Raw genomic sequence first — 24,758 nt, 5'->3', positions numbered from 1 at the left:
CCTTGCCAAGTAAATCGCCCGGGAGGGGAGGAGCTAGCCCGCCCGCTTCGTCCGCCTCCGCGGCGGCTCGGGCGCGAGCAGGAGCCGGCCGCCCGCGAGGTCGAGGAGGGCGCCGCCCAGCGTGAGGCGCAGGGGCGTCCCGGCCGCGATCGCCGGCAGGATCCGCCCGAACAGGGCCTCCTCCAGGCGCTCCAGGCGCTCCGGGCGGCGCTCCCCGGCCCGGAGGGCGGCGATCGCGTCCGCCAGCACCCGCAGCGCCACCGCCTCGGGCAGGGCCGCGAGGCCCGCCGCGTCGAGGGCGAGGCGTCCCGGCCCGGCCGGCGCCGCGGCCAGGGAGGGGCGGGCCGCCTCGGCGGCCGCGGCGAGGGCCGCCTCGTTTCGCCGCAGGCGCGCGGCGAGGCGGGCCAGCCGGGCCGGGGTCAGACCCTCGGCGGCGAGAAGCGGCATCACCCGGCGCAGGCGGGCCCGGGCGAAGCGGGCCGCCGCGTTGCCCGGGTCGACCGCGAAGGGCCAGCCCGCCGCCGCGCAGGTGGCGACGAGCCGCGCCTTCGGCAGGTCGAGGAAGGGCCGCCCGAGCAGGAGGCCGCCGAGGCGCCGCGCCGGGGCGATGCCGGCGAGGCCCGCCGGTCCCGAGCCGGCGCAGAGGCGCATCAGCACGGTCTCGGCCTGGTCGTCGAGGGTGTGGGCGGTCAGGATCGCCCCGGCGCCCGCCTCGCGGGCGAGGCCGAGGAGGAGGTCGTAGCGCGCCGCGCGGGCCGCCTCCTGCAGGCGGGTCCGGGGCTTCTCGCCGCGCCAGGTCAGGATCCGGTGCGGCAGGCCGAGTCGCCCGGCGAGCGCCGCCACCCCGGCGGCCTCCTCGCCCGATTCCGGGCGCAGCCCGTGATCGACCGTGGCGACGAGGACCGGGACGCGGGGCGGGAGCGCCGCGGCGCAGCCCATCAGGGCGGTCGAGTCCGGTCCCCCGGAGACCGCCAGCACGACGCCGCCCGCCTGGCCCCCGGCGCCGAGCCAGGGCCCGAGCCGGCGCGCGGCCTCGTCCGGGTCGAGCGGCCGGGCCGCGTCGCTCACGCGGCGCAGCGCGCCCGCTTCTGCTCCCGGTCCACGCCCTGCCGCACGCTCGCCGGGGCCTGCGGGAACTTGCGCTCCAGCTCGGCCAGCGTGGCGCAGGCCTGCTCGCGGGCCCCGAGGGCGTTGAGGGAGGCGCCGAGCTTCAGCATCGCCTCCGGCGCCTTGCGGGAGCGGGCGTAGTCGGTCGAGACCTTGAGGAACTGCTCCGCCGCCTCGCGGGTGCGGTTGCGCTGCAGGTAGGTCTCGCCGAGCCAGTAGGTGGCGTCGGGCACCAGCGCGTCGCGCGGGTGGGACTGGATGAACTGGCGCAGCCGCATCTCGGCCTGCTCGTACTGGCGCTGCAGCACGTAGGCGTAGGCGGCCTCGTAATCGGCCTTCGCGTCGCCGGTCGCGGTGGCGGCCACGCTCTCGCGCGGGCGGGCCGGGGGCGCGGGGGCGCGGGCCGAGGGCGCGAGATCGACGGGCTCGCCGTAGGAGGGGACCTGATCCTCCTCGATCGCCGCGGGCGGCGGGCTGAGGGTCGCGGTGGTGTTGGGCGTCGCGGGCGCGGCGGCGGCGGCGCGGGGCGCCGAGGGCGTCGCCGTGGCGAGGGCCGGGGCGGCGCCGGGCGCCGCGCCGAGCGCCCGGGGGGCGCCGGGCGCGCCCGGCGAGGTCGTCGGATCGAAGGCGTCGCCGCGCTTCTGGGGCTTGCCCGCGGGCGCGGCCGTGCGCCCGCCCTTGCCCTCCTGGAAGCGGAACTCGACGTCCTCCTGGAACTTGCGCAGCTGCTCCTTGAGCTGGCGGTTCTCGTACTGGAGGGTCTCGATCTGTCCGGCCATCTGGCGGGACTGGTTTTCCAGCCGGTTGAGCCGCACGACGAGGTCGGCGGCGTCCTGCGCGCGCCCGGGCAGCGAGGCGGCGAGGAGGAGACCGGTGGCGAGGATCAGGCGGCGGAGCATGGGCGGCGTTTCGCTGGCGCGGCGGGGGAGCGCGATAGCAGATCCGCCGCCGCGCGGCAAAAGTGGGGCGGCCCCGGCCGGGGCCGCCCCGCCCGGAGGGCGGCGCCTCAGGAGCCGGCGCCGCCGTCCAGGACCGTGACGGCGCGGCGGTTCTGCGACCAGCACGAGATGTCGTTGCAGACCGCGACCGGGCGCTCCTTGCCGTAGGAGACCGTGCGCATCCGCGAGGCGGCGATGCCCCGCGAGGTCAGGTAGTCGCGCACCGCCTGGGAGCGGCGCGCCCCGAGGGAGAAATTGTACTCCCGCGTGCCGCGCTCGTCCGCGTGCCCCTCGATCAGGAACGTGTAGCGCGGGTAGCGGGAGAGCCACTGGGCCTGCTTGTCGAGGGTGGCGGTGGCGGTGGCGGTCAGGTCGGTGGAATCGGTCTCGAAGAAGACGCGGTCGCCGACATTGACCACGAAATCCTGAGCGCTGCCCGGGGTGGCGGCGCCGCCCGCCGCGTAGGCGGAGGCGTCCGCGAGGTCCTTGTTCGACGAGCAGGCGGCGATCGACAGGGCGAAGGCGAGAGCGGCGGCGGCCCTGAGCACGCGCGACGGAGCGAGCGGCAGCGACATCGATGGATACTCCTTTGGCGGGGCCGGGCCCCGCGGGAGGGGCTCTTCCCGGCGGCAGGGGCGCGGCCGCCCCTGCGCCGGCGGGTCCGCGCCCCGCCGCACTGGCGACAGGCTTAGGCTCCTCCGGGTTAAGCGAAGGTTCCGTCAACCTTGACGGGCCCTTGCGCCGGACCGGCGGCGGGGCGCGCGGCCTCCGGAACCGCGACGCAGGGTGAATCAAGCGTCAATTGCGGCCACGCTGCGGCGCAGCACGCGTCGGGCGCAGGAACGGCCCCGCTGTTGCGCATCCGCAACGGTGGCGGGGGAGGGCGGGCGCGGGGGCCGGGACGCCTCAGCCTTCGTTAACCCTCGCCCGCCAGCGTGAGGGAACCCCCCGCGAGACCGACGGCATGGCTGCGACCTCCCTCCGCCCGACGAGCGTCCTGGTCGTCGAGGACAATTACCTCCTCCTCGAACTGATCGTCGCCCTCCTGGCGCAGGAGGGCCTCACCGCGCACGCGGCGTCGAGCGGCGAGGCGGCCCTGACGCTGCTGCGCCGCCACGGCCCGGCCGTGGACTGGCTCTTCACCGACATCGTCCTGCCAGGGCTGATCGATGGCTGGATGGTGGCCGAGGCCTATCGGGCGCTGCACGCGACCCGCCCGGTCGTCTTCGCCTCGACGACGGTCCACCTCGATCCCCGGCGGGCGCGCGGGGGAATCGTGCTGCAGAAGCCCTTCGCCCTCGACGACGTGGTGGGCGTCGCCCGCATGATGCGCGGCGAGGTCGGCCAGCGCTGCGCCTGAGGCGCCGGACCCGGCCTCTCCGGCCCGGCCGGACTCTGCGAGCGCTCGCGGCTATTGTCCCGCGGCGAGCCGCCCTGGGATTCCCCCGTGACCCAGGACGATCCCGTGCGCGACGCGATCCCGGCCGAGTTGCGGCGCCGGGCGGAAGCGGGCGACCTCCGCGTGTCCGACGAGGGCGAGGCGGCCGTGCGGGTGCAGGGCCGCATCGCCCTCGACGAATTCGTGATGGCGGTGATCGGCGCGCTCGCGGGCGGCCCCTGATCGGGCCCTCGCGCCGAGACCCTGCCGCGTTCGGCCCGCCCGTCTCAGGGCCGGCGCGGGCCGCGCCGCTCCCGCGGAGCCGTGCCGAGGGGCGGCGTCATCACGTCGTCGAGCGGGTTGTGCGGGTGCTCGGTCAGGGGCACGCCGTCGCCGACCTCGTGCCGGTCGAGCCCTGACCCGCCGCTGCCTTCTCCGGCCGAGTCGCCGAAATCCCGCGCGCGCCGCCGCGTGCCGCCCCTCGGGCCGGGATCCTTCGCCTGGGTCATCCTGCGCTCTCCCTGGTTGCTCCGCGCGACGCCCGCCGCGCGGGCCGCCCCGCGCCCTCGCCCGGGTCGCGGGTGGGCGGGCGGCTGCCGGTGAGCCAACGCGCCGGCGGGCGAACCGTCCCCGCCCTTCCGCGACCCGGCGGGGCGCAGCTCCCGGCGCGCGCCGCGCCCCGCACGACCAGTGATTCCCCTCGTCTTCGCCCCGCCGCCAGAGTGAAGCGGCGGCTCATGACGCAAGGGCATGGCCCGGCGCGAATGCGTTCTTTCTGCTGACGCAACGCTCTTTTTAAGACGCTGTAACCGTGATAATTGTACCTTCCCTAATGGGAGAAACCCGCAGACCGAGGCCTCAAGTCTCATGCAACCGAGTAACACGAATGCCGCCAAGCTGGCTGCGCTGACGGCTGACATCGCGACCGCCTATCTCAGCCGCAACCACCTGCAGACCGGCGAGGTGCCCCGCCTGATCGCCGAGATCCACGGCGCCCTGCGCGTGGCCAGTCACGGTACTCCTGTCCAGGAGGGGCCGCCCAAGCCCACCGCCAGCGAGATCCGCCGCTCGGTCACGCCCGAGGCGCTGATCAGCTTCGAGGACGGCAAGCCCTACAAGACGCTGCGCCGGCACCTGACCCGCCTCGGCCTGACGCCCGAGACCTACCGCCAGAAATGGGGCCTGCCCCCCGACTACCCGATGACCTCCGCCGAGTATTCCAAGCGGCGCTCCGAACTCGCCCGGGCCCTCACCCTCGGCCTGCCGATCGCCAAGCCGGAGCGGGCGGGCGCCGCGAAGACCGCGGAGGGCGCCTTACCGTAATTTCATCTGGCGGAGACGCGGGCGTAAGCCGGCCGGGCCCAGAACAAGTGCCGTCGCCGGACGCGGCGGGGCCTCATCCCCCCACGGGTCCCCCCGCTCCGGCCCCGAGGGCCGGACCGTCGGACTGATCGTCGCCCCCCAGACGATCCGCCGGTTCCCGCCGCGGCAGGCCGGGCCCTCGCCCGGCCTGCCGCCCTCCAGGAGGCGAACCCGACGTGCCGCGCCGCGCCCCCGGCCGGCACGTCGGGGGGCCGGGTGCCGATTCCCCGCGACCTCCTCGCGGGGAGCGGAACAGGGTCGCGCGGTTCCGTCTCGAAAACCCGCGTCGTCCCGATATGCTGAGCAGGGTCGCGGTGGTCCGCCGGCGCAAACCTGCCTAGAGGCAGTCATGGACCGGAGACAAGTGTCGTGTCGCGCGAGCGACGTGCAGCCCGCCGCGCGGCCAGCCGGGGTGTGGCTGGCCGCCGCGGAGGGCGCCGCACCCGGCGCCCAACCCGGCCCGCACGCTCCCTGTCCCCGGTCCATCACTGCCCCCGGTGCCGCCGCCATGCGCCTGCTGATCATCGAGGACGACCGCGAGGCGGCGTCCTACCTCGCCAAGGCCTTCCGAGAGGCCGGCCACGTGGCGGATCTCGCGGCGGACGGCCTCGACGGCTACGCCCTCGCCCGCGAGGGAAGCTACGACGTCCTGGTGGTCGACCGCATGCTGCCGAAGCTCGACGGGCTGTCGCTGATCCGCTCGCTGCGCGAGCAGGGCGTCGAGACCCCCGTGCTGATCCTGTCGGCGCTCGGGCAGGTCGACGACCGGGTCAAGGGCCTGCGGGCTGGCGGCGACGATTACGTGCCCAAGCCCTACGCCTTCTCGGAACTGCTCGCGCGCGTCGAGGTGCTGGCGCGCCGCCGCGGGGGAGGGGCGGGCGAGCCGACCGCCTACCGGGTCGGCGACCTCGAACTCGACCGGCTCTCCCACAGGGTCACCCGCGGCGGGCAGGAGATCGTGCTGCAGCCGCGGGAGTTCCGGCTCCTCGAGTACCTGATGCGCCATGCCGGGCAGGTCGTGACCCGCACGATGCTGCTCGAACACGTCTGGGACTACCATTTCGACCCCCAGACCAACGTCATCGACGTCCACGTCTCGCGCCTGCGCGCCAAGGTCGACAAGGGCTTCGACCGGCCGATGATCCACACCGTGCGGGGGGCCGGCTACATGGTCCGGGCCGGCGGCGAGGCGTGACCGCGCGCCTCCCCGGGAGCGAGGGCCTGCCGGCGCGACTCGTCACGCTGTTTCGCACCACCGCCTTCAAGCTCTCCCTGGCCTACCTCCTGGTCTTCGCGGCCTTCGCCTTCTTCGCGCTCGGCTACGTCGCCTGGAACGCCCGGCAGGTGCTCGACGACCAGATCGTCTCCACCATCGAGGCGGAGATCAACGGCCTCTCCGAGCAATACGCGGCGGGCGGCATCCGCCGCCTCGTCGGCGTGGTGGAGCGGCGGGCGCGCGAGCCGGGGGCCTCGCTCTACCTCGTCACCACGCCCGCGGGCGAGCACGTGGTCGGCAACGTCGAGACCCTGCCGCCCGGCCTCCTGTCCGAGCCGGGCCAGACCGAGACGGCCTACGGCCGCAGCACCGACGGCGACCGCCTCGACCACCGGGCGATCGTGCGGATCTTCACGCTGCCCGGGGGGTTCCGCCTGCTCGTCGGGCGCGACGTCGAGGAGCGCGACCGCCTGCGCGCGGTGATCGCCCGCGCCTTCGCGTGGTCGCTGATGCTGGTGGTGGGGCTCGGCTTCGTCGGCAGCCTGTTCATCGCCCAGCGGGTGCTCAAGCGGGTCGACGCGATGACGGAGATCACCCGCGGCATCATGGCGGGCGACCTCGGCGGGCGGCTGGCGCTCGCCGGGACCGGCGACGAGCTCGACCGCCTCGCCCAGAACCTCAACGCCATGCTCGACCGGATCGGCGAGCTGATGCGGGGCCTGCGCGAGGTCTCCGACAACATCGCCCACGACCTCAAGACGCCGCTGACCCGCCTGCGCAACAAGGCCGACGAGGCCCTGCGCGCCGGGAGCGACCCCGCCACCCTGCGGGCGGCGCTGGAGGCCAACATCGAGGAGAGCGACAACCTCATCCGGGTCTTCAACGCCCTCCTGATGATCGCCCGCCTGGAGGCCGGCGGCACCCGGGAAAACCTCGCGGCGTTCGACGCGGGGGCGGTCGCGCTGGAGGTGGCGGAGCTCTACGAGGCGGTGGCCGAGGAGCGCGGCGTCGCGCTCACGACCGACGTCGCCGAGGGGCTCGTCGTGCATGGCAGCCGCGAGCTGATCGGCCAGGCGCTGGCGAACCTGATCGACAATGCGCTGAAATACGGCGCCGAGGCCGAGACCCCGGAGGTCCGCGTCGCGGCGCGCCGGGAGGGCGCGGAGGTGCGCCTCACCGTGGCCGACCGGGGCATCGGCATTCCGGCGGCCGAGCGCGGCCGGGTGCTGGAGCGCTTCGTGCGCCTGGAGACGGCGCGCTCCAACCCCGGCTTCGGTCTCGGCCTGAGCCTCGTCAACGCCGTCGCCCGCCTCCACCAGGGCCGCTTCGTCCTGGAAGACAACGGGCCGGGGCTGCGCGCGAGCCTCGCGCTCCCGGCCGCCTGAGCCGCGCCGTCCGACAGGCGGCTGCGGCCGCGGCGGCTCGTCCGGCGCGACCGCAGGCCCGTCCCGCCGAGGGCGACCGGCCGGTGCACGGGAGCCGGCATCCACTCCGGGGATTCACTTCGAGAGCGGCAGGTTGAGCTTGTTCCACTCGTCCATCCCCAAGGAATAATAGTACACCTGCGTGTAGCCAAGGTCGACGGCGGCCTTGGCGGCCTTGGCGGCTCGGCCGCATTTCGGGCCGTTGCAGTAGAACAGCACCGGTGCGGACTTCGCCTTGACGATGCCGGCCAGGGCCTCCGCGGTGAGGTCGGTGTCGAGGAGGCGGACGGCGCCGTCGAGATGGCCGGCGTTGAAATCCTCCGGACGGCGATTGTCGATGATCGCAAGGTCGGGCTTGGCCTCGACGAGGGCCAGGATCTGCTGCGCGTCGACCGTGGTCGCGCCCTGAATCTGCATCGGGGCCTGTGCCCGGGCAGGCAGGGCGGTGCAGACGAGCAGGCAGACGAGGCAGAGAAGTCGGGTCATCGGGGAGTCTCCTTGGGGTGGATTCGGGACCGGGACGGCGCCGTCGGGGTGCCGCTCAGGCTGACTTGAGGCGCAGGACGAGGGCGCCGACCTCGCGGTCGAGGCCCGCCACGGCGCTCGCGAGGTCCTGCATCGAAGCGGCGGAGTCCCGCGAGCCGCGATCGAAGGCCTCGATCGTCCGGCCGAGCCCCGCGATGTTGCCGGAGAGGCCGCGGCCCGCCGCCACCGAGTCCTCCGCGTTCCGGGCGATCTGGGCGACGGCGGCGTCCTGCTCGCTCACCGCCGCCGCGATGCTGCGGAAGGCGCCGTCGACCTCGCCGATCGCCGCCGCCACCTCGCCGATCGAGGCCACCGCGTCCCCGGTTCCGGCCTGGATCGCGCCGATGCGGCCGACGATGTCCTCGGTCGCCCGGCCTGTCTGGGAGGCGAGTTCCTTGACCTCGGCGGCGACGACCGCAAAGCCGCGGCCGGCCTCGCCGGCCCGGGCCGCCTCGATCGTGGCATTCAGCGCCAGCAGGTTGGTCTGCTGCGAGATCGCCCCGATCAGGCGCACCACCTGTCCGATCTCCTCGCTCGCCCGCACCAGCTGTCCGATCCGATCGCGGGCCTGCTCGGCGAGGGCGACCACGTCCCCGGTGCGGTCGGCCGCGGCGGCGGATTCGCCGGCGATCCGGCCGATCGAGGCGCGGAACTGCGCGCCCGCCGCCGCGACCGCGTGGGCGGTGGCGAGCGAGGCGGCGCAGAGCCGCTCCGCCTCGCCGACCTCGACGCCGGCCCGCTCGGATTGCCCGGTGAGCTGCCGGCACGCGGCCGCTGCGGTCTCGGCGTCCTGAACGCAGGCCGCGGCCGTGCGGCGCACGCGCGCCTCAATGGTGTCCGCCAACGACTGCATCTCGGCCTCGCGCTGGGCGCGGCGGATCTCCTCCGCCCGCTCCCGCTCGCGCCGCGCCGCCTCCTCCCTGTCGCGCTCGAGCCGCGTCGCCTGGCGGGCGGCGGCTGCGCTCTGCCGGGCGGCGACCCGCGCCAGCATCAGGATCGCCCCGCCGGTGAGCAGCGCCACCAGCCCGCAGACGGTGCAGAAGACCACGAGGGCGTGCGCCCCGATGCCGGCGAGCCGCTCCTCCAGCGAGCGGGTATCCGCCCGCGCCCGGATCCTGGCGATCGGCGTGCCGTCCGGGCCGTGCGCGACGAGATCGTGGATCGTGCTGCCCGAGCCGGCCTGCAACCCGCCGCGGCCCGCCAGGAGCGGCGCCCCGGAGAGGCTGGTGATCTCCAGGGCCATGCCGACCAGCGCGTCCAGGTTCTGGAAGGCCGGCATCGGGTCGGCATGCAGCAGGGCGTAGCCGGAGATCCGCAATCCGCCGATCGGCACCGCGACGGTCAGGCGAGGAAGCCCGTCGTCCAACCAGACCTTGCGCAGGACCTGGAAGCGGTCGCGTCCCTCGCGCCGGATCACGGCCTCGGCGAGGGCGGGGGGGAGGCTCGCCCCCGCCGTCCAGTGCTCGGCGATCCGGTGGCCTTGTCCGTCGAGGAGCGTGATGCCGAGGAGCGCGATCTTCCCGCTCGACACGGCGCCGCGCGACCACTCCGCCGCCAAGCGCTCCGAACCGCTGCCCTTCTCGGCCATGACCGACCGGACCGTCTCGCCCTGGGCCACCTCCCGGGCGACGTCGGTCAACTTGGTGCCGTAATCCTCCCAGACCTCGCTGCGGATCTGCGCGTCGAGGATCGACTGACTCTGGCCGCGGTGGAAGGCGAAGAACTCCGCCTCGTAGCCTCTCGACATCCGGCTTCCGATCAGGGCCGCGGTCGCCAGGATGATGAGGTTGGCCACCACGCTCGCGGTGGCGATGCGACTGATCAGGCTCAAGACGACCTGCCGGGGTGGGCTTGAAGTGCAGTTCAGCCTACAATGGTTCATATTAAAAATATGTTAAACAGGCTCTTGCCTTTCGGAAGGTTAGCCTAGAGTAAGCAGTACCGAATTTGAACGAAGTTCCTCGCAATGTCGGGTTTGGCAGATAGTTAATTTCAATTAAAAATCCCGAACAAGATAGTTAAGCCGCGATTCTGTCATCGCCCTCGCGACGTGATGCTGGGGTGTGGCCCGGGCAGCCGGGAAGGCTCGTGCATCGGCTCGATCCTGCGACGAGACCGGGATCGACGGGCCGTTGATCCGTGCCGGAGGGGCGAGACTGGGCCGGACACGCGGCGAAGGTCTGGAGGGCCGAGGCCGCGATCCCCTCGGCCCGCGTTCACGCCCTCGCGGCCCGACGCGACCCGCCGGGTCCCCGCGACGGGGGCGCCCGGCGGATGCGGCGCGCAGGCTCCGGTGCACGCCGCGCGGGATCGCGCGGGCCCGCGGCGCGTCAGCCGTTGCGGAAGGCGTAGGCGTAGCCGTTGAGGGCCGGCGCGCCGCCGAGATGCGCGTAGAGCACCTTGGCACCGGCGGGGAAGAAGCCCTTGCGCACGAGGTCGATCATCCCCTGCATCGACTTCCCCTCGTAGACCGGGTCCGTGATCATGCCTTCGAGCCGCCCGCAGAGGCGGATCGCCTCCTTGGTCTCGGCCGAGGGCACGCCGTAGATCGGGTAGGCGTAATCCTCGTTGAGCACGACGTCGTCGGCCGAGAGTTCGCGCCCGAGATCCACCAGATCCGCCGTGCGCCGGGCGATCTCGAGCACCTGCGCCCTGGTCTGGGCAGGGGTCGCCGAGGCGTCGATGCCGATGACGCGGCGCTCGCGCCCGTCCTTGGCGAAGCCCACCAGCATCCCCGCATGGGTCGAGCCGGTGACGGTGCAGACGACGATGTAGTCGAAGGCGAAGCCCAGCTCGCGCTCCTGCGCGCGCACCTCCTCGGCGAAGCCGACGTAGCCGAGCCCGCCGTACTTGTGCACCGAGGCGCCGGCCGGGATCGCGTAGGGCTTGCCGCCCGCCGCCTTGACCTCCGCGATCGCCTGCTCCCAGCTCGACCGGATGCCGATGTCGAACCCGTCCTCGACCAGGCGGACATCCGCGCCCATGATCCGGCTCAGCATGATGTTGCCGACCCGGTCGTAGACCGCGTCCTCGTGCGGGACCCAGGCCTCCTGCACCAGCCGGCACTTCATGCCGATCTTGGCGGCCACCGCCGCGACCATGCGGGTGTGGTTCGACTGCACGCCGCCGATCGACACCAGGGTGTCGGCGCCCGACGCGATCGCGTCCGGCACGATGTATTCGAGCTTGCGCAGCTTGTTGCCGCCGAAGGCGAGGCCCGAATTGCAGTCCTCGCGCTTGGCGTAGAGGTCGACCTTACCCCCGAGATGGGCCGAGAGCCGCGAGAGCCGCTCGATCGGGGTCGGGCCGAAAGTCAGGGGATAGCGTTCGAAGCGGGCGAGCATGGGGTGAGGCTCCGGTCGGGATGACGGCGCGACCGTAGCAGCGGTTGGGTGAAAGGTGCTCCCGAAGTTCCGCCCCAGCGCGGTAGGAGCCGCGCAGGATACGCCGTGCTATGAGTAATCCACGCGCCGGAACGGCACGATGTGGAAGATCCTTTCAGCATGAGAGCGCCCGATCGCACCGACCTGCGCATGCTGCGCCTCCTGCAGGAGGACGGGCGGCTGACGAATGCGGAACTCGCCCAGAGGGTGAATCTCAGCCCCGCCACCTGCCACCGTCGGATGCAGCGGCTCCTGCGCGAGGGCCTGATCACCGGCGTGCGCGCCCTGGTGGCGCCCCGGGCGGTGGGGCGGGGCGCGCTGGTCCTGGTCGGGGTGGTCCTCGACCGCTCGACGCCCGAGAGCTTCGCCACCTTCGAGCGGGCCGTGGTCTCCCTCGGCTTCGTGCTCGACTGCCACCTCGTGGCGGGGGATTTCGACTACGTGCTGAAGATCCGGGTCGGCGACATGGCCGATTTCAACCGCCTGCACGGCGAGCAGTTGATCGCGCTCCCGGGCGTCCGCCAGACCCGCACCTTCTTCGTGATGAAGGAGGTGATCGACGCGGCGCCCCTCGACTTCTGAGATCAGCGGTCATTTCTCATGACCGGTGGCGCTGCCGGGGCGGCCCGCGCCGCAGCCGGTTGTCGCCCGCGCGGGATCGTGCCACCACCGCTCCCGAGGGGCGACACGGCCCCGACGGGAGGTCGCGCCATGTCAGCCCCGCTCGTCGACCGGATCCGGTCCGCCCCGCTCCTGTCCGAGCCCGACCGGGCCCGCGACCGCCTCGCCGACCTCCTCGCCGCCCTCGACGGCTGCCCGGACCACGCCGCCCTCGCGGCGGCCCTGCGCCTCGACGGGCCGGTGCGCGCCCTCGCGCTCGGGCTCGCCGATCACTCCCCCTTCCTGTGGGGTCTCGTCGCCCGCGAGCCCGCGCGCTTCGCCCGCCTGCTCGGTCAGGGGCCGGAGGCCGCCCACGCCGATCTCGTCGCGGCGCAGTGGGGCGCTGGTGCCGCCGGCACGCCCCGCGCCGAGGTGGCCCGCTGCCTGCGCCGCAACCGCGCCGAGCACGCGCTGCTCGTGGCGCTCGCCGATATCGGCGGGGTCTGGTCGCTGGAGGCGGTCACGGCGGCGCTGTCGGACTTCGCCGACGCCTCCGTGAAGGCCGCCCTCGACGCCGCCCTGCACGAGGCCGCCGCCGGCGGGCGCTTCCGGCCGAGGGACCCGGCCGCGCCCCAGGAGGACAGCGGCGTCATCGTCCTCGGCATGGGGAAGCTCGGGGCGGGCGAGCTCAACTATTCGAGCGACATCGACCTGATCGTGTTCTTCGATCCCGCGCGGGCGCCCCTGCGCGAGGGCGTCGAGGCCACGCCCTTCTTCAGCCGCCTCGCCCAGACCCTGGCCAAGCTGCTGCAGGAGCGCGACGCGGACGGCTACGTGCACCGGGTCGATTACCGCCTCAGGCCCGATCCCGGCGCGACGCCGACCGCGCTCTCCCTCGACTCCGCCTTCACCTACTACGAGACGGTCGGCCAGAACTGGGAGCGGGCCGCCTTCATCAAGGCGCGGCCGGTGGCGGGCGACCTGCCGCTCGCCGAGGAGTTCCTCGCCGAGCTGCGCCCCTTCGTCTGGCGCAAGTACTTCGACTTCGCGGCGATCGCCGACGTCCACGCGATGAAGCGGCAGATCCACGCCGTGCGCGGCCACGGCGCCATCGCGGTGGCGGGACACGACATCAAGCTCGGCCGCGGCGGCATCCGCGAGGTCGAGTTCTTCGTCCAGACCCAGCAGCTCGTCTTCGGCGGGCGCCGCCCGTCGCTGCGCGGCCAGCGCACCCTCGACATGCTGCCCGCCCTTCACGCGGAGGGCTGGATCACCGCCGAGGCCCGCGACGAGCTCGCGCGCGCCTACCGGTTCCTGCGCACGCTCGAGCACCGGCTGCAGATGGTCGCCGACGAGCAGACGCAGCGCCTGCCCGAGGAGCCGGGCCGGCTCGCGCGCTTCGCCCGGTTCTGCGGCTACCGCGACGCCGAGGCGCTCGGGGCGGCGCTCGTCGCCGAGGCGACCCGGGTCCAGGCCCATTACGCGCTCCTGTTCGAGGCCGGGCCGGACCTCTCGGTCGATCTCGGCGACCTCGTCTTCACGGGGGCGGAGGACGACCCCGCGACGCTCGCCACCCTGCGCGACCTCGGCTTCCGCCACCCCGAGCGGGCGATCGAGACGGTGCGGGGCTGGCACCACGGCCGGCGCCCGGCCGTGACGAGCCCCCGCGCCCGCGAGGTCGTGACCGAACTCGTCCCCGCCCTGCTCCAGGCCCTCGCCGGGACGGCCGATCCGGACGGGGCGCTCGCCGCCCTCGACCACGCCTTCGGGCGCATGCCGGCGGCGGTCGAACTCCTCACCATCCTGCGCTCGCACGAGCGGCTGCGCCTGCTCTTCGCCGATCTCCTCGGCACCGCCCCGCGCCTCGCCGAGACGGTGGCCTACAGCCCGCACGTCCTCGACGCGGTGATCGACCCGGCCTTCGTCGACCCGGTCACCGACGAGGAGGCGATCGCCCAGCAGATCCGCCGCCTGATCGGGGCGCCGCAGGCCTTCGAGGATTTCCTCGACCGCAGCCGCGACGCCGCCCGCCAGATGCGCTTCGTCGCGGGCGCCCGCATGCTCTCGGGCATCCTGCCGCCGGCCGGGGCCGGGCGGGCCTACGCGGCCATCGCGCGGGCGATCGTCGCCGAGGCGCTCGCCGCCGTGCGGGCGGTCTTCGCCGCCGAGCACGGGCAGGTGCCGGGCGCCCGGGTCGCGGTGCTCGGGCTCGGCCGCCTCGGCTCCCGCCAGCTCACCGCCGATTCCGACCTCGACCTCGTCGTCCTGTACGATTTCGACCCGCGCCACCGCGACAGCGACGGGCGGCGCCCCCTCGACGCCGCCGTCTACCACAACCGCCTGGCGCAGCGCCTCGTCGCGGCGCTCACCGTCCCGACCCGGCGCGGGCACCTCTACGAGGTCGACCTGCGCCTGCGGCCGGGCGGGAGCCAGGGCCCGGTCGCCGGGCAATGGCCGCGCTTCGTGCCCTACCAGCACGAGGAGGCGGGACTCTGGGAGCAGATGGCGCTGACCCGCGCGCGGGTGCTCGCGGGCGATCCGGACCTCGGCGCCGAGATCGAGGCGGCCGTCGCGGCGATCCTGGAGAGTCCCCGCGACGCCGCCCTCGTCGCCCGGGAGGTGCGCGACATGCGCGCGCTCATCGCCCGCGAGAAGGGCGACGGCGGTCCCCACGACCTCAAACTCTCCCCGGGGGGCCTCCTCGACCTCGATTTCCTGGCCCAGGCCCTGGTCCTCACCCACGCCGCCGCGCATCCGGACCTGATCGGGCGCGACGCCCCGTCCCTGTTCGCCGCGGCGCGGGCGCGCGGCCTGCTGCCGGACGAGGCCGCCGACGCGCTCCGCGAGGCCTACCGGCTCCTCGACGACGTGCATCACTGGCAGCGCCTGATGGTGGAGGGCTCCTTCGAGAAGGGCGCCGCCCCCGCTACCCGCGCCCGCCTCGCCGCCGCCGCGGGCCTGCCCGACGAGGCGGCGCTGCTGGCCCGGCTGGCGGAGACGCGCGCCGAGGTCAGGGCGTGGTTCGAGCGCCTGCTGGCGTGACGGGCGCGGGGGAGGGCCGCGGCCCTCCCCGTCGATGGTCCGTCCCTCGCCGCCGAGCCGGGACCGGTCCGCGACCTCGGGAGCCGAGGTCGAGCGAAGCCCCCGTCCCGCACGGCCACGGAGGGTCGGCCCCTCATCCCCGATCCGCTCGATCCCTTCGGGATGACGGATTGGGGCTTCGCTCGCGCGCCGCGCGGGCTCGTCATGCGCGTTCCGGAAGCGATCGTCCGGACAGCGGATGATCCGGGAGCCGCTTGGATCGACCGGATCCCGGATCAGGCCACCGGAGCCGGCAGCGCTGCCACCGCGCCCTCGCGCGCGAAGGGCGCGTCGCCCGGCGGCTGGGGCAGCCGCACCAGCACGATGGTGCCCGAGCCGACCTCCGAGCGGATGCGCAGGCGCCCGCCATGCAGCTCGGTCAGGGAGCGGGCGATCGCGAGGCCGAGGCCCGAGCCCTTGAAGCTGCGCGAGAGGTTGCTCTCGACCTGCTCGAAGGGCGCGCCGAGCTTCGGCAGCACCGTGCGCGGGATGCCGATGCCGCTATCCTCCACGTAGATGTGGACGGCATCGAGGGCCCGCCGCGTGCGCACCGCGACGCGGCCCGCGTCGGGCGTGAACTTCACGGCGTTCTGGAGCAGGTTGAGCAGGATCTGGTGCAGGGCGCGGGCATCCGCCAGCACCACCGCGTCCGCGTTCATCTCGACGCTGAGGGTGAGGCCCTTGGCCCGCGCCGCCTCGGCGACGACCTTGAGCACCCGCTCCAGCACCTCCGCCACCGGCAGGGGTTGCTTGGCGAGGGTCACGCGGCGCGCCTCGATGCGCGACATGTCCAGGATGTCGTCGATCACCGAGAGCAGGTACTGGCCGCTGGAACGGATGTCGCGGCAATATTCGCGGTACTTCTCGCAGCCGAGATGCCCGAAGACCTCGTCCTGCATCACCTCGGCGAAGCCCAGGATCGCGTTGAGGGGGGTGCGCAGCTCGTGGCTCATGTTGGCCAGGAACTCGGACTTGGAGCGGTTGGCGCTCTCGGCCTGGGCCTTCTGGTCGAGGTAGCGCTCGGCGAGGTCGGCGAGCTGCTGGGTCTGAAGTTCGAGGGTGCGGCGGGAGCGCTTGAGGTCGGCGATCGTGGCGATCAGCTGGCGCTCGGATTCGACGAGGCGCTCCTGGTGGCGCTTGAGGGCGGTGATGTCGGTGCCGACCGAGACGTAGCCGCCGTCCTTGGTGCGGCGCTCGCTGATCTGGAGCCATCGCCCGTCGGCGAGCTCGGCCTCGAAGGTGCGCGCGCCGGTCTCGGCGAATTCGCCGGCCTGGATCTCGCGGCGCACCGGCGGCACGGCCGCCCGGCCCATGATGGTGTCGTAGCGGCGGCCCGGCTGCGCGTCCTCCGGCGTGAGGGCGTGCAGGCGGCGGAATTTCGAGTTGCACAGGACGAGGCGGTTCTGCGCGTCCCAGAGCACGAAGGCCTCCGAGACCGCCTCGACGGCGTCGCGCAGGCGCATGTCGGCGGTCGCGGTCGATTCCGCGAGGCGGCGCTGCTCGGAGATGTCGATGGCGATCCCGACCAGGTGGCGCCCGCCATCCTCCTGGTCGCGCACGATCTCGGCGCGGGCCTTGAGCCAGATCCACTCGCCCGCGGCGCTGCGGATCCGGAACTCGTGGTCGACGGTGGCGTCCTGGGCGGCGAGCTGGCTCGCGAGGCCGTAGAGGTCGGTGTCGTCCGGGTGGACGAGGGCGTTCACGTCGCCGAAGGACAGGAACTCGTGCTCCCGGGTGTAGCCGAGGAGCTGGTACATCGAGTCCGACCAGTAGATCCGCCCGCGGGCGATGTCCCAGTCCCACAGGCCGCAGCGCCCGCGGCAGAGCGCCGTGTCGAGGCGCTGGCGGACCTGCTCGCAGACCCGGTCCACCGCCCGCGCCCGGTCGGCCTGCAGGGTGTAGGCGAGGCCGATGCAGACGATCACCAGGGTGGCGGTGCCGATCACCATCGCCTCGGTGCGGGCCCGGCCCTGCCAGGCCGCCGTCACGGTGTCGAGGGATTGCACCACCGCGACCCGCTGCTGGCCCCCCGGCAGCGCCCGCAGGGTGGCGAGGGCCGGGGCGCCGCGGAGGCCGACGGTCATGAGGCCCGCCCGCTCCCCCAGGATGAGGAGCGGCTGCGCCTCGCCGAGATGTTCCCCGAGGCTGCGCCCCGGCGGGAGCGGCACCGGAAGGGAGGCCGTGATCACCTCGTCGGGTCCGATCAGGTGGATCTCGCGGCCGGGGATGAGCGCGCCCGCGGGCACCGCCCCGTCGAGGCCGCCGCCCTGCGCCAGGGTCGCGGCGGCGAGCCGGGCCAGGAGGTCGATCTCCCGGCCGGCCTCCGCGACGGCGTCGCGGCGCTGGGACATCAGCTGGGTCGCCGTGATCGCGAACAGGCAGACCAGGAACAGGCCGATCACCGCCGGGATCGCCACGCGCAGCCAGGATTCGGCGCGAGCCAGGCGCTGGTGCGCCGGGGTGAGGGCCCGCGCGATGCCGAGGATCGTGGCCGCACGAGCAGTGAGTGGGGCGGGATCCGCCTCCAGCATACTCTCTTCCCCCGCACGCTTCGGTGAAGCGACTCGGCGACACGCCCCGCCCCCGAATCACCGCCTCATGTGACATTTCCACAGCTGATTTGTCCAGCTGATCCCAGGGGCAGGGCGGGCGTTAGACTTTTGTTAAGGGGTCGCGCCGCGGGATGGCTTCGAATCGAAATTGCGTCTCTCTATCAGGTGTTTATGTGGTGCCGGGCCGGCGCCAGGGAGCGGCTGGCGATGTCGCCCGCGTCGGGAGACAGGCCGGGGGCGGCCGCGATGGCGCGCAGCTGCGCCTCCGCGCGGGCGCGCCGGGTCGGCTCCATCATCCGCCACGTGTTGAAGGCCGTGAGCAAACGTGCCGCGACCTGGGGGTTGCGCGAGTCGACGTCGAGCACCGTCTCGGCGAGGAGTTCGTAGCCGGCACCGTCCGCCCGGTGGAACTGGGTCGGGTTGTTGAGGCTGAAGCTGCCGACCAGCGCCCGCACCCGGTTCGGGTTCGAGGCCGAGAAGCCCTCGTGGCGCATCAGCGCCCGCACCCGCGCCACGGTGCCGGCCTCGGGGATCATCGCCTGGAGGGCGAACCACTTGTCGAGGACGAGGGGCTCGCCCCGGTAGGTCTCCCCGAACGCCGCGAGGGCGCGCTCGCGCGCCTCGCCGGGCAGGAGCGTCAGCACCGCCAGGGCGGCGAGGCGGTCGGTCATGTTGTCGGCCTCGCGCAGCTGCGCCTCGGCGAGCGCCGTCCCGCGGGCGGGATCGGCCGCCGCGATCAGGTCCAGGGCGGCGTTGCGCAGGGACCGGCGCCCGGCGCTCGCGGCGTCGGGGCTGAACGGGCTGCCGGGCGGGGCCGCGAGCGCGTCGCGCAGGGCGACGAGCCGCGGCAGCAGGGCGCGGCCGAGATGGGCCCGCAGGGTCCAGCGGGCGCGGTGGATCGCGTCCGGGTCGACGTTGGTGCTGATCTCCTGCGCGGCCTCCTGGTCGCCCGGGATCGCCAGGACCAGGGCCGCGAAGGCCGGGTCCCGCAGGGCCTCCCCGTCCAGGAAGGCGCCGAGCGCCTCCGCGAGGGCGGCCGCCTCCGGGCCCGCATCGGCCTCGATCGGGGCACCGAGCCGCGCCCGCGCGGTGACCAGGTCGAGGGCGAGGTTCTGGGCCGCCTGCCAGCGGTTGAACGGGTCGCTGTCGTGGGCGAGCAGGGTCAGGCGCTGGGCCGTGTCGAGGGAATGGGCGACCTTCACGGGGGCCGAGAAGCCCCGGAACAGGGAGGGCACCGGCTCGGCCGCCACCTCCGTGAAGACGAGGCGGTCGCTCTCGCCCTCCAGCACGAAGACGCCGTCCCGCACCCGGTCCGAGCGGGCCTCGAGGGCGCCGCCGCCGCGGCCGACGAGGCCGAGGGCGACCGGGATCACCAGGGGCTGGGGCGGGCCGCCGCCGGCCGCCTCCGTGGCGACGGCCGGCAGGCTCTGGTGGAAGTCGAGGGTGTAGCTGCGCTGGGCCGGGTCGTAGCGCCCGGCCACCGACACGGTCGGGGTGCCGGCCTGCGCGTACCAGCGCGAGAAGGCGGCGAGGTCGCGCCCGCTCACCTGCGCGAAGGCGGCCAGGAAATCCTCCACGGTGGCGGCGGTGCCGTCGCAGCGCGCGAAGAACAGGTCCATGCCGGCCCGGAACGCCGCCGGGCCGAGCAGGGTGCCCAGCATCCTGACGATCTCGGCGCCCTTCTCGTAGACCGTCGCCGTGTAGAAGTTGTTGATCTCCCGGTAGGCCTGGGGCCGGACCGGATGGGCGAGCGGCCCCGCATCCTCCGGGAACTGGCGCGCGCGCAGGGTGCGCACCTCGGCGATGCGGTGGACCGGGCGCGAGCGCTCGTCGGAGGAGAATTCCTGGTCGCGGAAGACCGTCAGGCCCTCCTTGAGGCAGAGCTGGAACCAGTCGCGGCAGGTCACCCGGTTGCCCGACCAGTTGTGGAAATACTCGTGGGCGATGATCGCCTCGATGTTGGCGTAGTCCGTGTCGGTGGCGGTGTCGGGGCTGGCCAGCACGTACTTGTCGTTGAAGATGTTGAGGCCCTTGTTCTCCATCGCGCCCATGTTGAAGTCGGAGACCGCGACGACGTTGAAGACGTCGAGGTCGTAGGCGCGGCCGAAGCGCCGCTCGTCCCAGGCCATGGCGCGGGTGACGGCGTCGAGGGCGTAGGGCGCGCGCGCCTCCTTGCCCGGCTCGACGTAGACCGCGACCGCGACGTCGCGGCCCTCCATGGTGGTGAAGCGGGTGGCGATGCGGCCGAGCCGGCCGCCGACCAGGGCGAACAGGTAGGCGGGCTTCGGGTGGGGATCGTGCCAGACGGCGTAGTGGCGCCCCGGCCCGGCCTCGCCCGCCTCGACCGGGTTGCCGTTGCCGAGGAGCACCGGCGCCTCGTCCCGGTCGGCCTCGATCCGGGTGGTGTAGACCGCGAGCACGTCCGGCCGGTCGAGGAAGTAGGTGATGCGCCGGAACCCGTCCGCCTCGCACTGGGTGCAGTAGACGCCGTTCGAGCGGTAGAGCCCCATCAGCTTGGTGTTGGCGCTCGGGTTCACCTGCGTCTCGAGGCTGAGCACGAAGGGGCGCTGCGGCGGCCGGTGCAGGGTGAGGCCCAGGGGGCCGAGTTCGATCGCCCCCGGCGCGGTCGGCTGGCCGTCGAGGGCGACCGCCAGCAGCGCGAGGTCGTCGCCGTCGAGGTGGAGCGGCGCACCGGCCTCGCCGCGCGGGTTGGGCCGCAGCGCCAGGGTGGCGGAGATCCGGGTCTCGGTCGGGTGCAGCCGCACGTTGAGATCGACCCGGTCGATCAGGTAGTCGCTCGGCCGGTAATCGGCGAGGCGGACGATCGGCGGGGACTCGGTGCGCATGGGGCGGGCGGGCTCCTGACGGGCGGCGGGCGTCCCCTCTTGTAGCCCGCATCCGGGCCCGCGCAACGCGGCGGCGGGGCGCCCCGCGTTGACCCGACGGCGCCCGGACCCACATATGGCCGCGGTCCCCGAGGAGCCCCGACGATGGAATACCTGCACACGATGGTCCGGGTCGCCGACCTCGACCGCGCCCTCGACTTCTATTGCGGCAAGTTCGGCCTGGAGGAGGTGCGCCGGGTCGAGAACGAGAAGGGCCGCTTCACCCTGGTCTTCCTGGCCGCCCCGGGCGACGTCGCCCGCGCCCGGGAGTCGCGGTCGCCGCTCCTCGAACTCACCTACAACTGGGACCCGGAGGACTACACGGGCGGGCGCAATTTCGGCCACCTCGCCTATCAGGTGGACGACATCTACGAGACCTGCGCCAAGCTGCAGGCCGCCGGCGTGACCATCAACCGCCCGCCGCGCGACGGCCACATGGCCTTCGTGCGCTCGCCCGACGGCATCTCGATCGAGATCCTGCAGAAGGGCGGGGCGAAGCCGCCGCGGGAGCCCTGGGCGTCGATGCCGAACACCGGCACTTGGTAGCGGCGGGCGCCGGGAGGAGGGCCGGGACGATGCAGGTTCCCGCGGGCGGGATGCCGGTCTGGGCATGGGCCTCGCCGCTGGTGGCGTGGCTCCTGCTGGCCGCCGCCATCCTGACGGAGCCGCCCGCGCTGCTCCTCGCGGCCGCGGCGGCCGGGCTCGTCGCCACCGTGTTCGCGGCCGTCTTCCACGCCGAGGTGGTGGCCCACCGGGTGGGCGAGCCCTTCGGCACGCTGGTGCTCGCGCTCTCGGTCACGGTGATCGAGGTCGCGCTGATCGTCTCGGTGATGGTGGCGGGCGGGCCCGAGAAGGCGGCGCTCGCCCGCGACACGGTCTTCTCCGCCGTGATGATCATCTGCAACGGGCTCGTCGGGCTCTGCCTCCTCGCCGGCGGGGTGCGCCACCACGAGCAGGGCTTCGCCCTGCAGGGAGCGCTCGCGGCCCTGGCGGTGCTGGCGGCGCTGGTCACGCTCACCCTCGTCCTGCCGAACTTCGTGAGCACTCCCGGGCCGGCCTTCACCGTGCCCCAGCTCCTCTTCGCGGGGGCGGCCTCGCTCACCCTCTACGGCGCCTTCGTGTTCGTGCAGACGGTGCGCCACCGGGACTACTTCCTGCCCGAGGGGGGCACCGAGGAGGAGCATGCCGGCCCGCCGCCCGCCCGCGTCGCGCTGGCGAGCTTCGGGCTCCTCCTCGCCTGCCTGGTGGCGGTCGTCGGCCTCGCCAAGGCGCTCACCCCGACCCTGGAACGGGCGATCGACGTGGCCGACGTGCCGAAATCCGTCTCCGGCATCGTGATCGCCGCGCTCGTGCTGATGCCGGAGGGGCTGGCGGCCCTGCGCGCCGCCCGGGCGAACCGGCTCCAGACCAGCATGAACCTCGCCCTCGGCTCGGCCCTGGCGACGATCGGGCTGACGATCCCGGCCGTGGCCCTGGTCTCGGTCCTGATCGGGCGGCCCCTGGTGCTGGGCCTGCCCCCGAAGGATCAGGTGCTGCTCGCGCTCACGCTGCTCGTGGCGGTGATCACGCTCGGCACCGGGCGCACGACCGTGCTGCAGGGGATCGTGCACCTCGTGGTCTTCGCCTCCTTCCTGTTCTTCGCCCTGATCCCGTAGGAGAGCGGGCGCCCCGGCGGATCCCGGCCGCGCCCGCCGCAAGTCTCAGCTCAGTCTCTGCTCTTGGCGGACGGCGTGATACCGAGTTCGGCGAGCTTGGCGTGGATCTGCGTGACCGAGCGCTTGAGCTTCAGGCTCATCACCGCGGGCGCGACGCCCTCGCGCGCCATCGCCCGCAATTGCTGCACGGTCTCCAGCGTCCAGCCGGCCTCGACGGTCTCGCTCATGGACTGCCTCCTGGTCTCGTCGGCCGCGTCGGGCGCGGCCTTGCCCGGGCAGGTAGGAGCGGCCTCCGGACCCGGCAACCCGCGCCGCGCCTTGACGCGGGGCGCCTCCCGTCGCACATCGCGCCGATCAGCCGGCCGGGCGGCCGCTCTGCCCTCGGGCAGGGAGGAAAGTCCGGGCTCCATGGAGAGACGGTGCCGGATAACATCCGGCGGGGGCGACCCCAGGGACAGTGCCACAGAGAGGAGACCGCCGGGCGGGCCGCGAGGCCCGCGCCGGTCAGGGTGAAAGGGTGCGGTAAGAGCGCACCGCGGACGCGGCAACGCGGACGGCACGGCAAACCCCACCGGGAGCAAGACCGAATAGGGGCGACACGGGCGGGCCGACGGCCCGCCCAGGCCTCTCCCCAGGCCCGTCGCCCGGGTTGGTTGCTCGAGGCGGCCGGCAACGGCCGTCCCAGAGGAATGGCCGCCACGTCCGGGGGACCCGCGAGGGTCCGCCGGGCCCTACAGAACCCGGCTTACAGGCCGGCTGATCCCCATTCCGCTCACCCGAAGGCGAGGGCGGGCTGCACGTTCCCCGGGTGGGAGGCGATTTCCGCAAGCCTTCATTAACGTTGCTGCCGTCTGATCGGGCTCCGTCGAGGCGGCCTCCCCCGCAGGGCCGCGTTGACGCTCCCGGAGGCCCATGATAGCCCAGCCCAACTCATTGACGGCGCAACCCAAACCGGCGCACGGGCGAGTCCCCGGCGGCCAGCGGGCCGGCGCGTTCTCGGGCGGGGCGCGGGCGGTCGTGCGGCGCCGGATCCGGCCGGGTGCGCGGCCCTCGCAGATTGCGGAGCATCATGGACCGTCAGGCGAGCGAGTCCGCCGCCGCGAGGCGGCGCCGCGGCCGGCCGGAAGCCGGCGGAGCGGCCCGATGAGCGGGGCGCCCCACATCCCCGTGCTGCTCGCGGAGGTGCGCGGCGTGCTGCGCCTCGGCGAGGGGCCGGGCGTCGTCGTGGACGGCACCTTCGGGGCGGGCGGCTACAGCCGCGCGCTCCTCGCCGCCGACCCGGACCTGCGGGTCATCGCCATCGACCGCGACCCGACCGCCGTCGCGGCCGGGCAGGAGCTCGCGGCGGCGGCGGGCGGGCGCCTGCGCCTGGTCCAGGGCCGCTTCGGCGACCTCGACGCCATCGTGCGCCGGGAGGGCGTCGAGGCCGTGGACGGCGTCGTGCTCGACATCGGCGTGTCCTCCATGCAGCTCGACCGCGCCGAGCGCGGCTTCTCCTTCCGGGCCGACGGCCCCCTCGACATGCGCATGGAGGGGGCGGGGACCAGCGCCGCCGACCTCGTCAACGGGGCGCCGGAGGCGGAACTCGCCGACATCATCTACCATTTCGGCGAGGAGCGGCGGTCGCGGGCCGTGGCCCGCGCCATCCTGGAGGCGCGCCGCCGCGCGCCCATCGCCACGACCGGGGCGCTCGCCGAGATCGTCGCTGGCGTGGTGCGGGCGGAGCCCGGCAGCGGGATCCATCCGGCGACCCGCACCTTCCAGGCCCTGCGCATCGCGGTGAACGACGAGCTCGGCGAGCTCAACCGGGCGCTGCACGCGGCCGAGCGGATCCTCCGCCCCGGCGGGCGGCTCGCCGTCGTCACCTTCCACTCGCTGGAGGATCGCATCGTCAAGCAGTTCTTCTCGGCGCGCAGCGGCCGGGCGGTCTCGGCCTCCCGCCACCTGCCGATGGCCGAGCGGCCCGTCCCGCGCAGCTTCACCCTGGTGACCAAGGGCCCGGTCGGCCCGAGCGAGGCCGAGGCCGCCGCCAATCCGCGGGCGCGCTCGGCCAAGCTGCGCGCGGGCGAGCGCACCGACGCCCCGGCGCCCGAGCCCCTGGCGGCGCTCGCGGCCCTCGCCGCCCTGCCGCCCCGCGAGCGGGGAGGCCGCCGGTGATCCGTCTCCTCCACCTCCTCGCCATCGCGGGGCTGATCACCTCGGCTATCTACGCCTACTCGATCAAGTACGAGACCCTCTATCAGGCCGAGCAGGTCGCCAAGCTGAAGAGCCGCCTGCGCCGCGAGCGCGAGGCCACGGCCGTGCTGCGGGCCGAGTGGCAGCTCCTCACCCGGCCCGACCGCCTCCAGGCCGCGGTCGACAAGTACCTCCGGCTCGAACCGATCGGCACCGAGCATCTCGGGCGCCTCGCCGACCTGCCGGCCCGGGCCGATCGCGGCGACGAGATCGCCCGCAAGCTCGAATCCCTCGGCCTGCTCGCGACCGCGACGCCCACCTCGAGGGAGCGCCCGGGCGCGGGCCGGGGCGGGGACGAGCCGCGGACCACCGGCTCGACCGCCGCCCATTCTCCCGGCACCAAGCCGCCCGGCGCCTCTCCCTCCGCCACGCCCCCCCGCACGTCCACCCGCACCCCGACGGCGACGAGGTAGGTTC

Annotated in this window: 21 protein-coding genes and 1 other RNA gene; 12 read left to right on the top strand and 10 right to left on the bottom strand. The window is 74.0% G+C overall.

The window, feature by feature from the left end:
- Nucleotides 1–33: 33 nt before the first annotated feature.
- The 3 genes from tilS to pal all read right to left on the bottom strand — a co-directional run bounded on the left by tilS (nt 34) and on the right by pal (nt 2,620).
- Entirely contained in the window at nt 34–1,068 is a 1,035-nt protein-coding gene (gene tilS / locus M446_RS01360) for a tRNA lysidine(34) synthetase TilS (protein WP_012330271.1), read from the bottom strand.
- Complete coding sequence (gene ybgF / locus M446_RS01355; RefSeq protein WP_012330270.1) at nt 1,065–2,006, bottom strand: tol-pal system protein YbgF; 942 nt, start codon at nt 2,004–2,006, stop codon at nt 1,065–1,067. Before ybgF ends, tilS begins: the two co-directional genes overlap by 4 nt.
- A gap of 107 nt (nt 2,007–2,113) precedes the next feature.
- Nucleotides 2,114–2,620: a peptidoglycan-associated lipoprotein Pal gene (gene pal / locus M446_RS01350; protein WP_012330269.1), complete on the bottom strand. Its 507-nt coding sequence runs from the start codon at nt 2,618–2,620 to the stop codon at nt 2,114–2,116.
- A 389-nt stretch (nt 2,621–3,009) separates the two neighbouring features.
- Here pal and M446_RS01345 point away from each other — a divergent pair, with 389 nt between their 5' ends.
- On the top strand, nt 3,010–3,405 hold the full coding sequence (locus M446_RS01345; RefSeq protein ID WP_012330268.1) for a response regulator: 396 nt from the start codon (nt 3,010–3,012) through the stop codon (nt 3,403–3,405).
- Between the two features lie 87 nt (nt 3,406–3,492).
- Nucleotides 3,493–3,666: a hypothetical protein gene (locus tag M446_RS37910; RefSeq protein ID WP_012330267.1), complete on the top strand. Its 174-nt coding sequence runs from the start codon at nt 3,493–3,495 to the stop codon at nt 3,664–3,666.
- 44 nt (nt 3,667–3,710) lie between these two features.
- Here M446_RS37910 and M446_RS01340 read toward each other — a convergent pair whose 3' ends face one another.
- Complete coding sequence (locus M446_RS01340; protein ID WP_012330266.1) at nt 3,711–3,932, bottom strand: hypothetical protein; 222 nt, start codon at nt 3,930–3,932, stop codon at nt 3,711–3,713.
- A 358-nt stretch (nt 3,933–4,290) separates the two neighbouring features.
- On the opposite strand from M446_RS01340, the gene M446_RS01335 reads away from it, so the two are divergent.
- The 3 genes from M446_RS01335 (at nt 4,291) to M446_RS01325 (ending at nt 7,386) form a co-directional block, all read left to right on the top strand.
- Nucleotides 4,291–4,746 carry a MucR family transcriptional regulator gene (locus M446_RS01335; protein WP_012330265.1) on the top strand — a complete coding sequence of 152 codons (456 nt, stop codon included), beginning with the start codon at nt 4,291–4,293 and terminating at the stop codon, nt 4,744–4,746.
- A 547-nt stretch (nt 4,747–5,293) separates the two neighbouring features.
- Nucleotides 5,294–5,980: a response regulator transcription factor gene (locus tag M446_RS01330; RefSeq protein ID WP_012330264.1), complete on the top strand. Its 687-nt coding sequence runs from the start codon at nt 5,294–5,296 to the stop codon at nt 5,978–5,980.
- Complete coding sequence (locus M446_RS01325; RefSeq protein WP_012330263.1) at nt 5,977–7,386, top strand: sensor histidine kinase; 1,410 nt, start codon at nt 5,977–5,979, stop codon at nt 7,384–7,386. The genes M446_RS01330 and M446_RS01325 overlap by 4 nt, the downstream gene beginning before the upstream one ends.
- 114 nt (nt 7,387–7,500) lie before the next feature.
- Here M446_RS01325 and M446_RS01320 read toward each other — a convergent pair whose 3' ends face one another.
- From M446_RS01320 to M446_RS01310, 3 genes are all read right to left on the bottom strand, one after another.
- The gene (locus tag M446_RS01320) at nt 7,501–7,911 is read right to left on the bottom strand and encodes a rhodanese-like domain-containing protein (RefSeq protein WP_012330262.1); all 411 of its coding nucleotides are present in this window, start codon (nt 7,909–7,911) and stop codon (nt 7,501–7,503) included.
- A 55-nt stretch (nt 7,912–7,966) separates the two neighbouring features.
- Nucleotides 7,967–9,781, bottom strand: a complete 1,815-nt coding sequence (locus tag M446_RS01315; RefSeq protein WP_012330261.1) for a methyl-accepting chemotaxis protein — start codon at nt 9,779–9,781, stop codon at nt 7,967–7,969.
- Nucleotides 9,782–10,280: 499 nt separating this feature from the next.
- Entirely contained in the window at nt 10,281–11,294 is a 1,014-nt protein-coding gene (locus M446_RS01310) for a 1-aminocyclopropane-1-carboxylate deaminase (RefSeq protein ID WP_012330260.1), read from the bottom strand.
- 159 nt (nt 11,295–11,453) lie between these two features.
- Here M446_RS01310 and M446_RS01305 point away from each other — a divergent pair, with 159 nt between their 5' ends.
- Both M446_RS01305 and M446_RS01300 read left to right on the top strand, forming a co-directional pair.
- Entirely contained in the window at nt 11,454–11,915 is a 462-nt protein-coding gene (locus M446_RS01305; RefSeq protein ID WP_012330259.1) for an Lrp/AsnC family transcriptional regulator, read from the top strand.
- A 129-nt stretch (nt 11,916–12,044) separates the two neighbouring features.
- Nucleotides 12,045–14,975, top strand: a complete 2,931-nt coding sequence (locus tag M446_RS01300; protein ID WP_012330258.1) for a bifunctional [glutamine synthetase] adenylyltransferase/[glutamine synthetase]-adenylyl-L-tyrosine phosphorylase — start codon at nt 12,045–12,047, stop codon at nt 14,973–14,975.
- A gap of 275 nt (nt 14,976–15,250) precedes the next feature.
- Here the strand turns inward: M446_RS01300 and M446_RS01295 are convergent, their stop codons facing one another.
- Nucleotides 15,251–17,545 carry a PAS domain-containing sensor histidine kinase gene (locus M446_RS01295; protein ID WP_012330257.1) on the bottom strand — a complete coding sequence of 765 codons (2,295 nt, stop codon included), beginning with the start codon at nt 17,543–17,545 and terminating at the stop codon, nt 15,251–15,253.
- 182 nt (nt 17,546–17,727) lie between these two features.
- Nucleotides 17,728–20,412, bottom strand: a complete 2,685-nt coding sequence (gene pepN / locus M446_RS01290) for an aminopeptidase N (RefSeq protein WP_012330256.1) — start codon at nt 20,410–20,412, stop codon at nt 17,728–17,730.
- 144 nt (nt 20,413–20,556) lie between these two features.
- On the opposite strand from pepN, the gene M446_RS01285 reads away from it, so the two are divergent.
- Together M446_RS01285 and M446_RS01280 are read left to right on the top strand one after the other, a co-directional pair.
- Complete coding sequence (locus M446_RS01285; RefSeq protein WP_012330255.1) at nt 20,557–20,997, top strand: VOC family protein; 441 nt, start codon at nt 20,557–20,559, stop codon at nt 20,995–20,997.
- Between the two features lie 29 nt (nt 20,998–21,026).
- Entirely contained in the window at nt 21,027–22,106 is a 1,080-nt protein-coding gene (locus M446_RS01280; RefSeq protein ID WP_012330254.1) for a calcium:proton antiporter, read from the top strand.
- 50 nt (nt 22,107–22,156) lie between these two features.
- Here M446_RS01280 and M446_RS37905 read toward each other — a convergent pair whose 3' ends face one another.
- Complete coding sequence (locus M446_RS37905; RefSeq protein ID WP_012330253.1) at nt 22,157–22,333, bottom strand: hypothetical protein; 177 nt, start codon at nt 22,331–22,333, stop codon at nt 22,157–22,159.
- 127 nt (nt 22,334–22,460) lie between these two features.
- On the opposite strand from M446_RS37905, the gene rnpB reads away from it, so the two are divergent.
- From rnpB to M446_RS01270, 3 genes are all read left to right on the top strand, one after another.
- Nucleotides 22,461–22,870: RNase P RNA component class A (gene rnpB / locus M446_RS34410), an RNA gene on the top strand.
- 379 nt (nt 22,871–23,249) lie between these two features.
- On the top strand, nt 23,250–24,263 hold the full coding sequence (rsmH, locus tag M446_RS01275) for a 16S rRNA (cytosine(1402)-N(4))-methyltransferase RsmH (protein WP_012330252.1): 1,014 nt from the start codon (nt 23,250–23,252) through the stop codon (nt 24,261–24,263).
- On the top strand, nt 24,260–24,754 hold the full coding sequence (locus tag M446_RS01270; RefSeq protein ID WP_012330251.1) for a hypothetical protein: 495 nt from the start codon (nt 24,260–24,262) through the stop codon (nt 24,752–24,754). The genes rsmH and M446_RS01270 overlap by 4 nt, the downstream gene beginning before the upstream one ends.
- The last annotated feature ends 4 nt before the right edge of the window (nt 24,755–24,758 follow it).

The sequence above is a fragment of the Methylobacterium sp. 4-46 genome (genome assembly GCF_000019365.1).
GTDB lineage: Bacteria > Pseudomonadota > Alphaproteobacteria > Rhizobiales > Beijerinckiaceae > Methylobacterium.
The sequence above is the reverse complement of the archived record's forward strand: the minus strand, read 5'-3'. Positions and strand labels throughout refer to the sequence as shown.

Bases quoted from the DNA above. Each gene is read 5' to 3' on its own strand.
- ybgF (WP_012330270.1), bottom strand. From the start codon at position 2,006: ATGCTCCGCCGCCTGATCCTCGCCACCGGTCTCCTCCTCGCCGCCTCG.
- pal (WP_012330269.1), bottom strand. From the start codon at position 2,620: ATGTCGCTGCCGCTCGCTCCGTCGCGCGTGCTCAGGGCCGCCGCCGCT.
- M446_RS01345 (WP_012330268.1), top strand. From the start codon at position 3,010: ATGGCTGCGACCTCCCTCCGCCCGACGAGCGTCCTGGTCGTCGAGGAC.
- M446_RS01340 (WP_012330266.1), bottom strand. From the start codon at position 3,932: ATGACCCAGGCGAAGGATCCCGGCCCGAGGGGCGGCACGCGGCGGCGC.
- M446_RS01335 (WP_012330265.1), top strand. From the start codon at position 4,291: ATGCAACCGAGTAACACGAATGCCGCCAAGCTGGCTGCGCTGACGGCT.
- M446_RS01330 (WP_012330264.1), top strand. From the start codon at position 5,294: ATGCGCCTGCTGATCATCGAGGACGACCGCGAGGCGGCGTCCTACCTC.
- M446_RS01320 (WP_012330262.1), bottom strand. From the start codon at position 7,911: ATGACCCGACTTCTCTGCCTCGTCTGCCTGCTCGTCTGCACCGCCCTG.
- M446_RS01310 (WP_012330260.1), bottom strand. From the start codon at position 11,294: ATGCTCGCCCGCTTCGAACGCTATCCCCTGACTTTCGGCCCGACCCCG.
- M446_RS01305 (WP_012330259.1), top strand. From the start codon at position 11,454: ATGAGAGCGCCCGATCGCACCGACCTGCGCATGCTGCGCCTCCTGCAG.
- M446_RS01300 (WP_012330258.1), top strand. From the start codon at position 12,045: ATGTCAGCCCCGCTCGTCGACCGGATCCGGTCCGCCCCGCTCCTGTCC.
- M446_RS01295 (WP_012330257.1), bottom strand. From the start codon at position 17,545: ATGCTGGAGGCGGATCCCGCCCCACTCACTGCTCGTGCGGCCACGATC.
- pepN (WP_012330256.1), bottom strand. From the start codon at position 20,412: ATGCGCACCGAGTCCCCGCCGATCGTCCGCCTCGCCGATTACCGGCCG.
- M446_RS01285 (WP_012330255.1), top strand. From the start codon at position 20,557: ATGGAATACCTGCACACGATGGTCCGGGTCGCCGACCTCGACCGCGCC.
- M446_RS01280 (WP_012330254.1), top strand. From the start codon at position 21,027: ATGCAGGTTCCCGCGGGCGGGATGCCGGTCTGGGCATGGGCCTCGCCG.
- M446_RS37905 (WP_012330253.1), bottom strand. From the start codon at position 22,333: ATGAGCGAGACCGTCGAGGCCGGCTGGACGCTGGAGACCGTGCAGCAA.
- rsmH (WP_012330252.1), top strand. From the start codon at position 23,250: ATGAGCGGGGCGCCCCACATCCCCGTGCTGCTCGCGGAGGTGCGCGGC.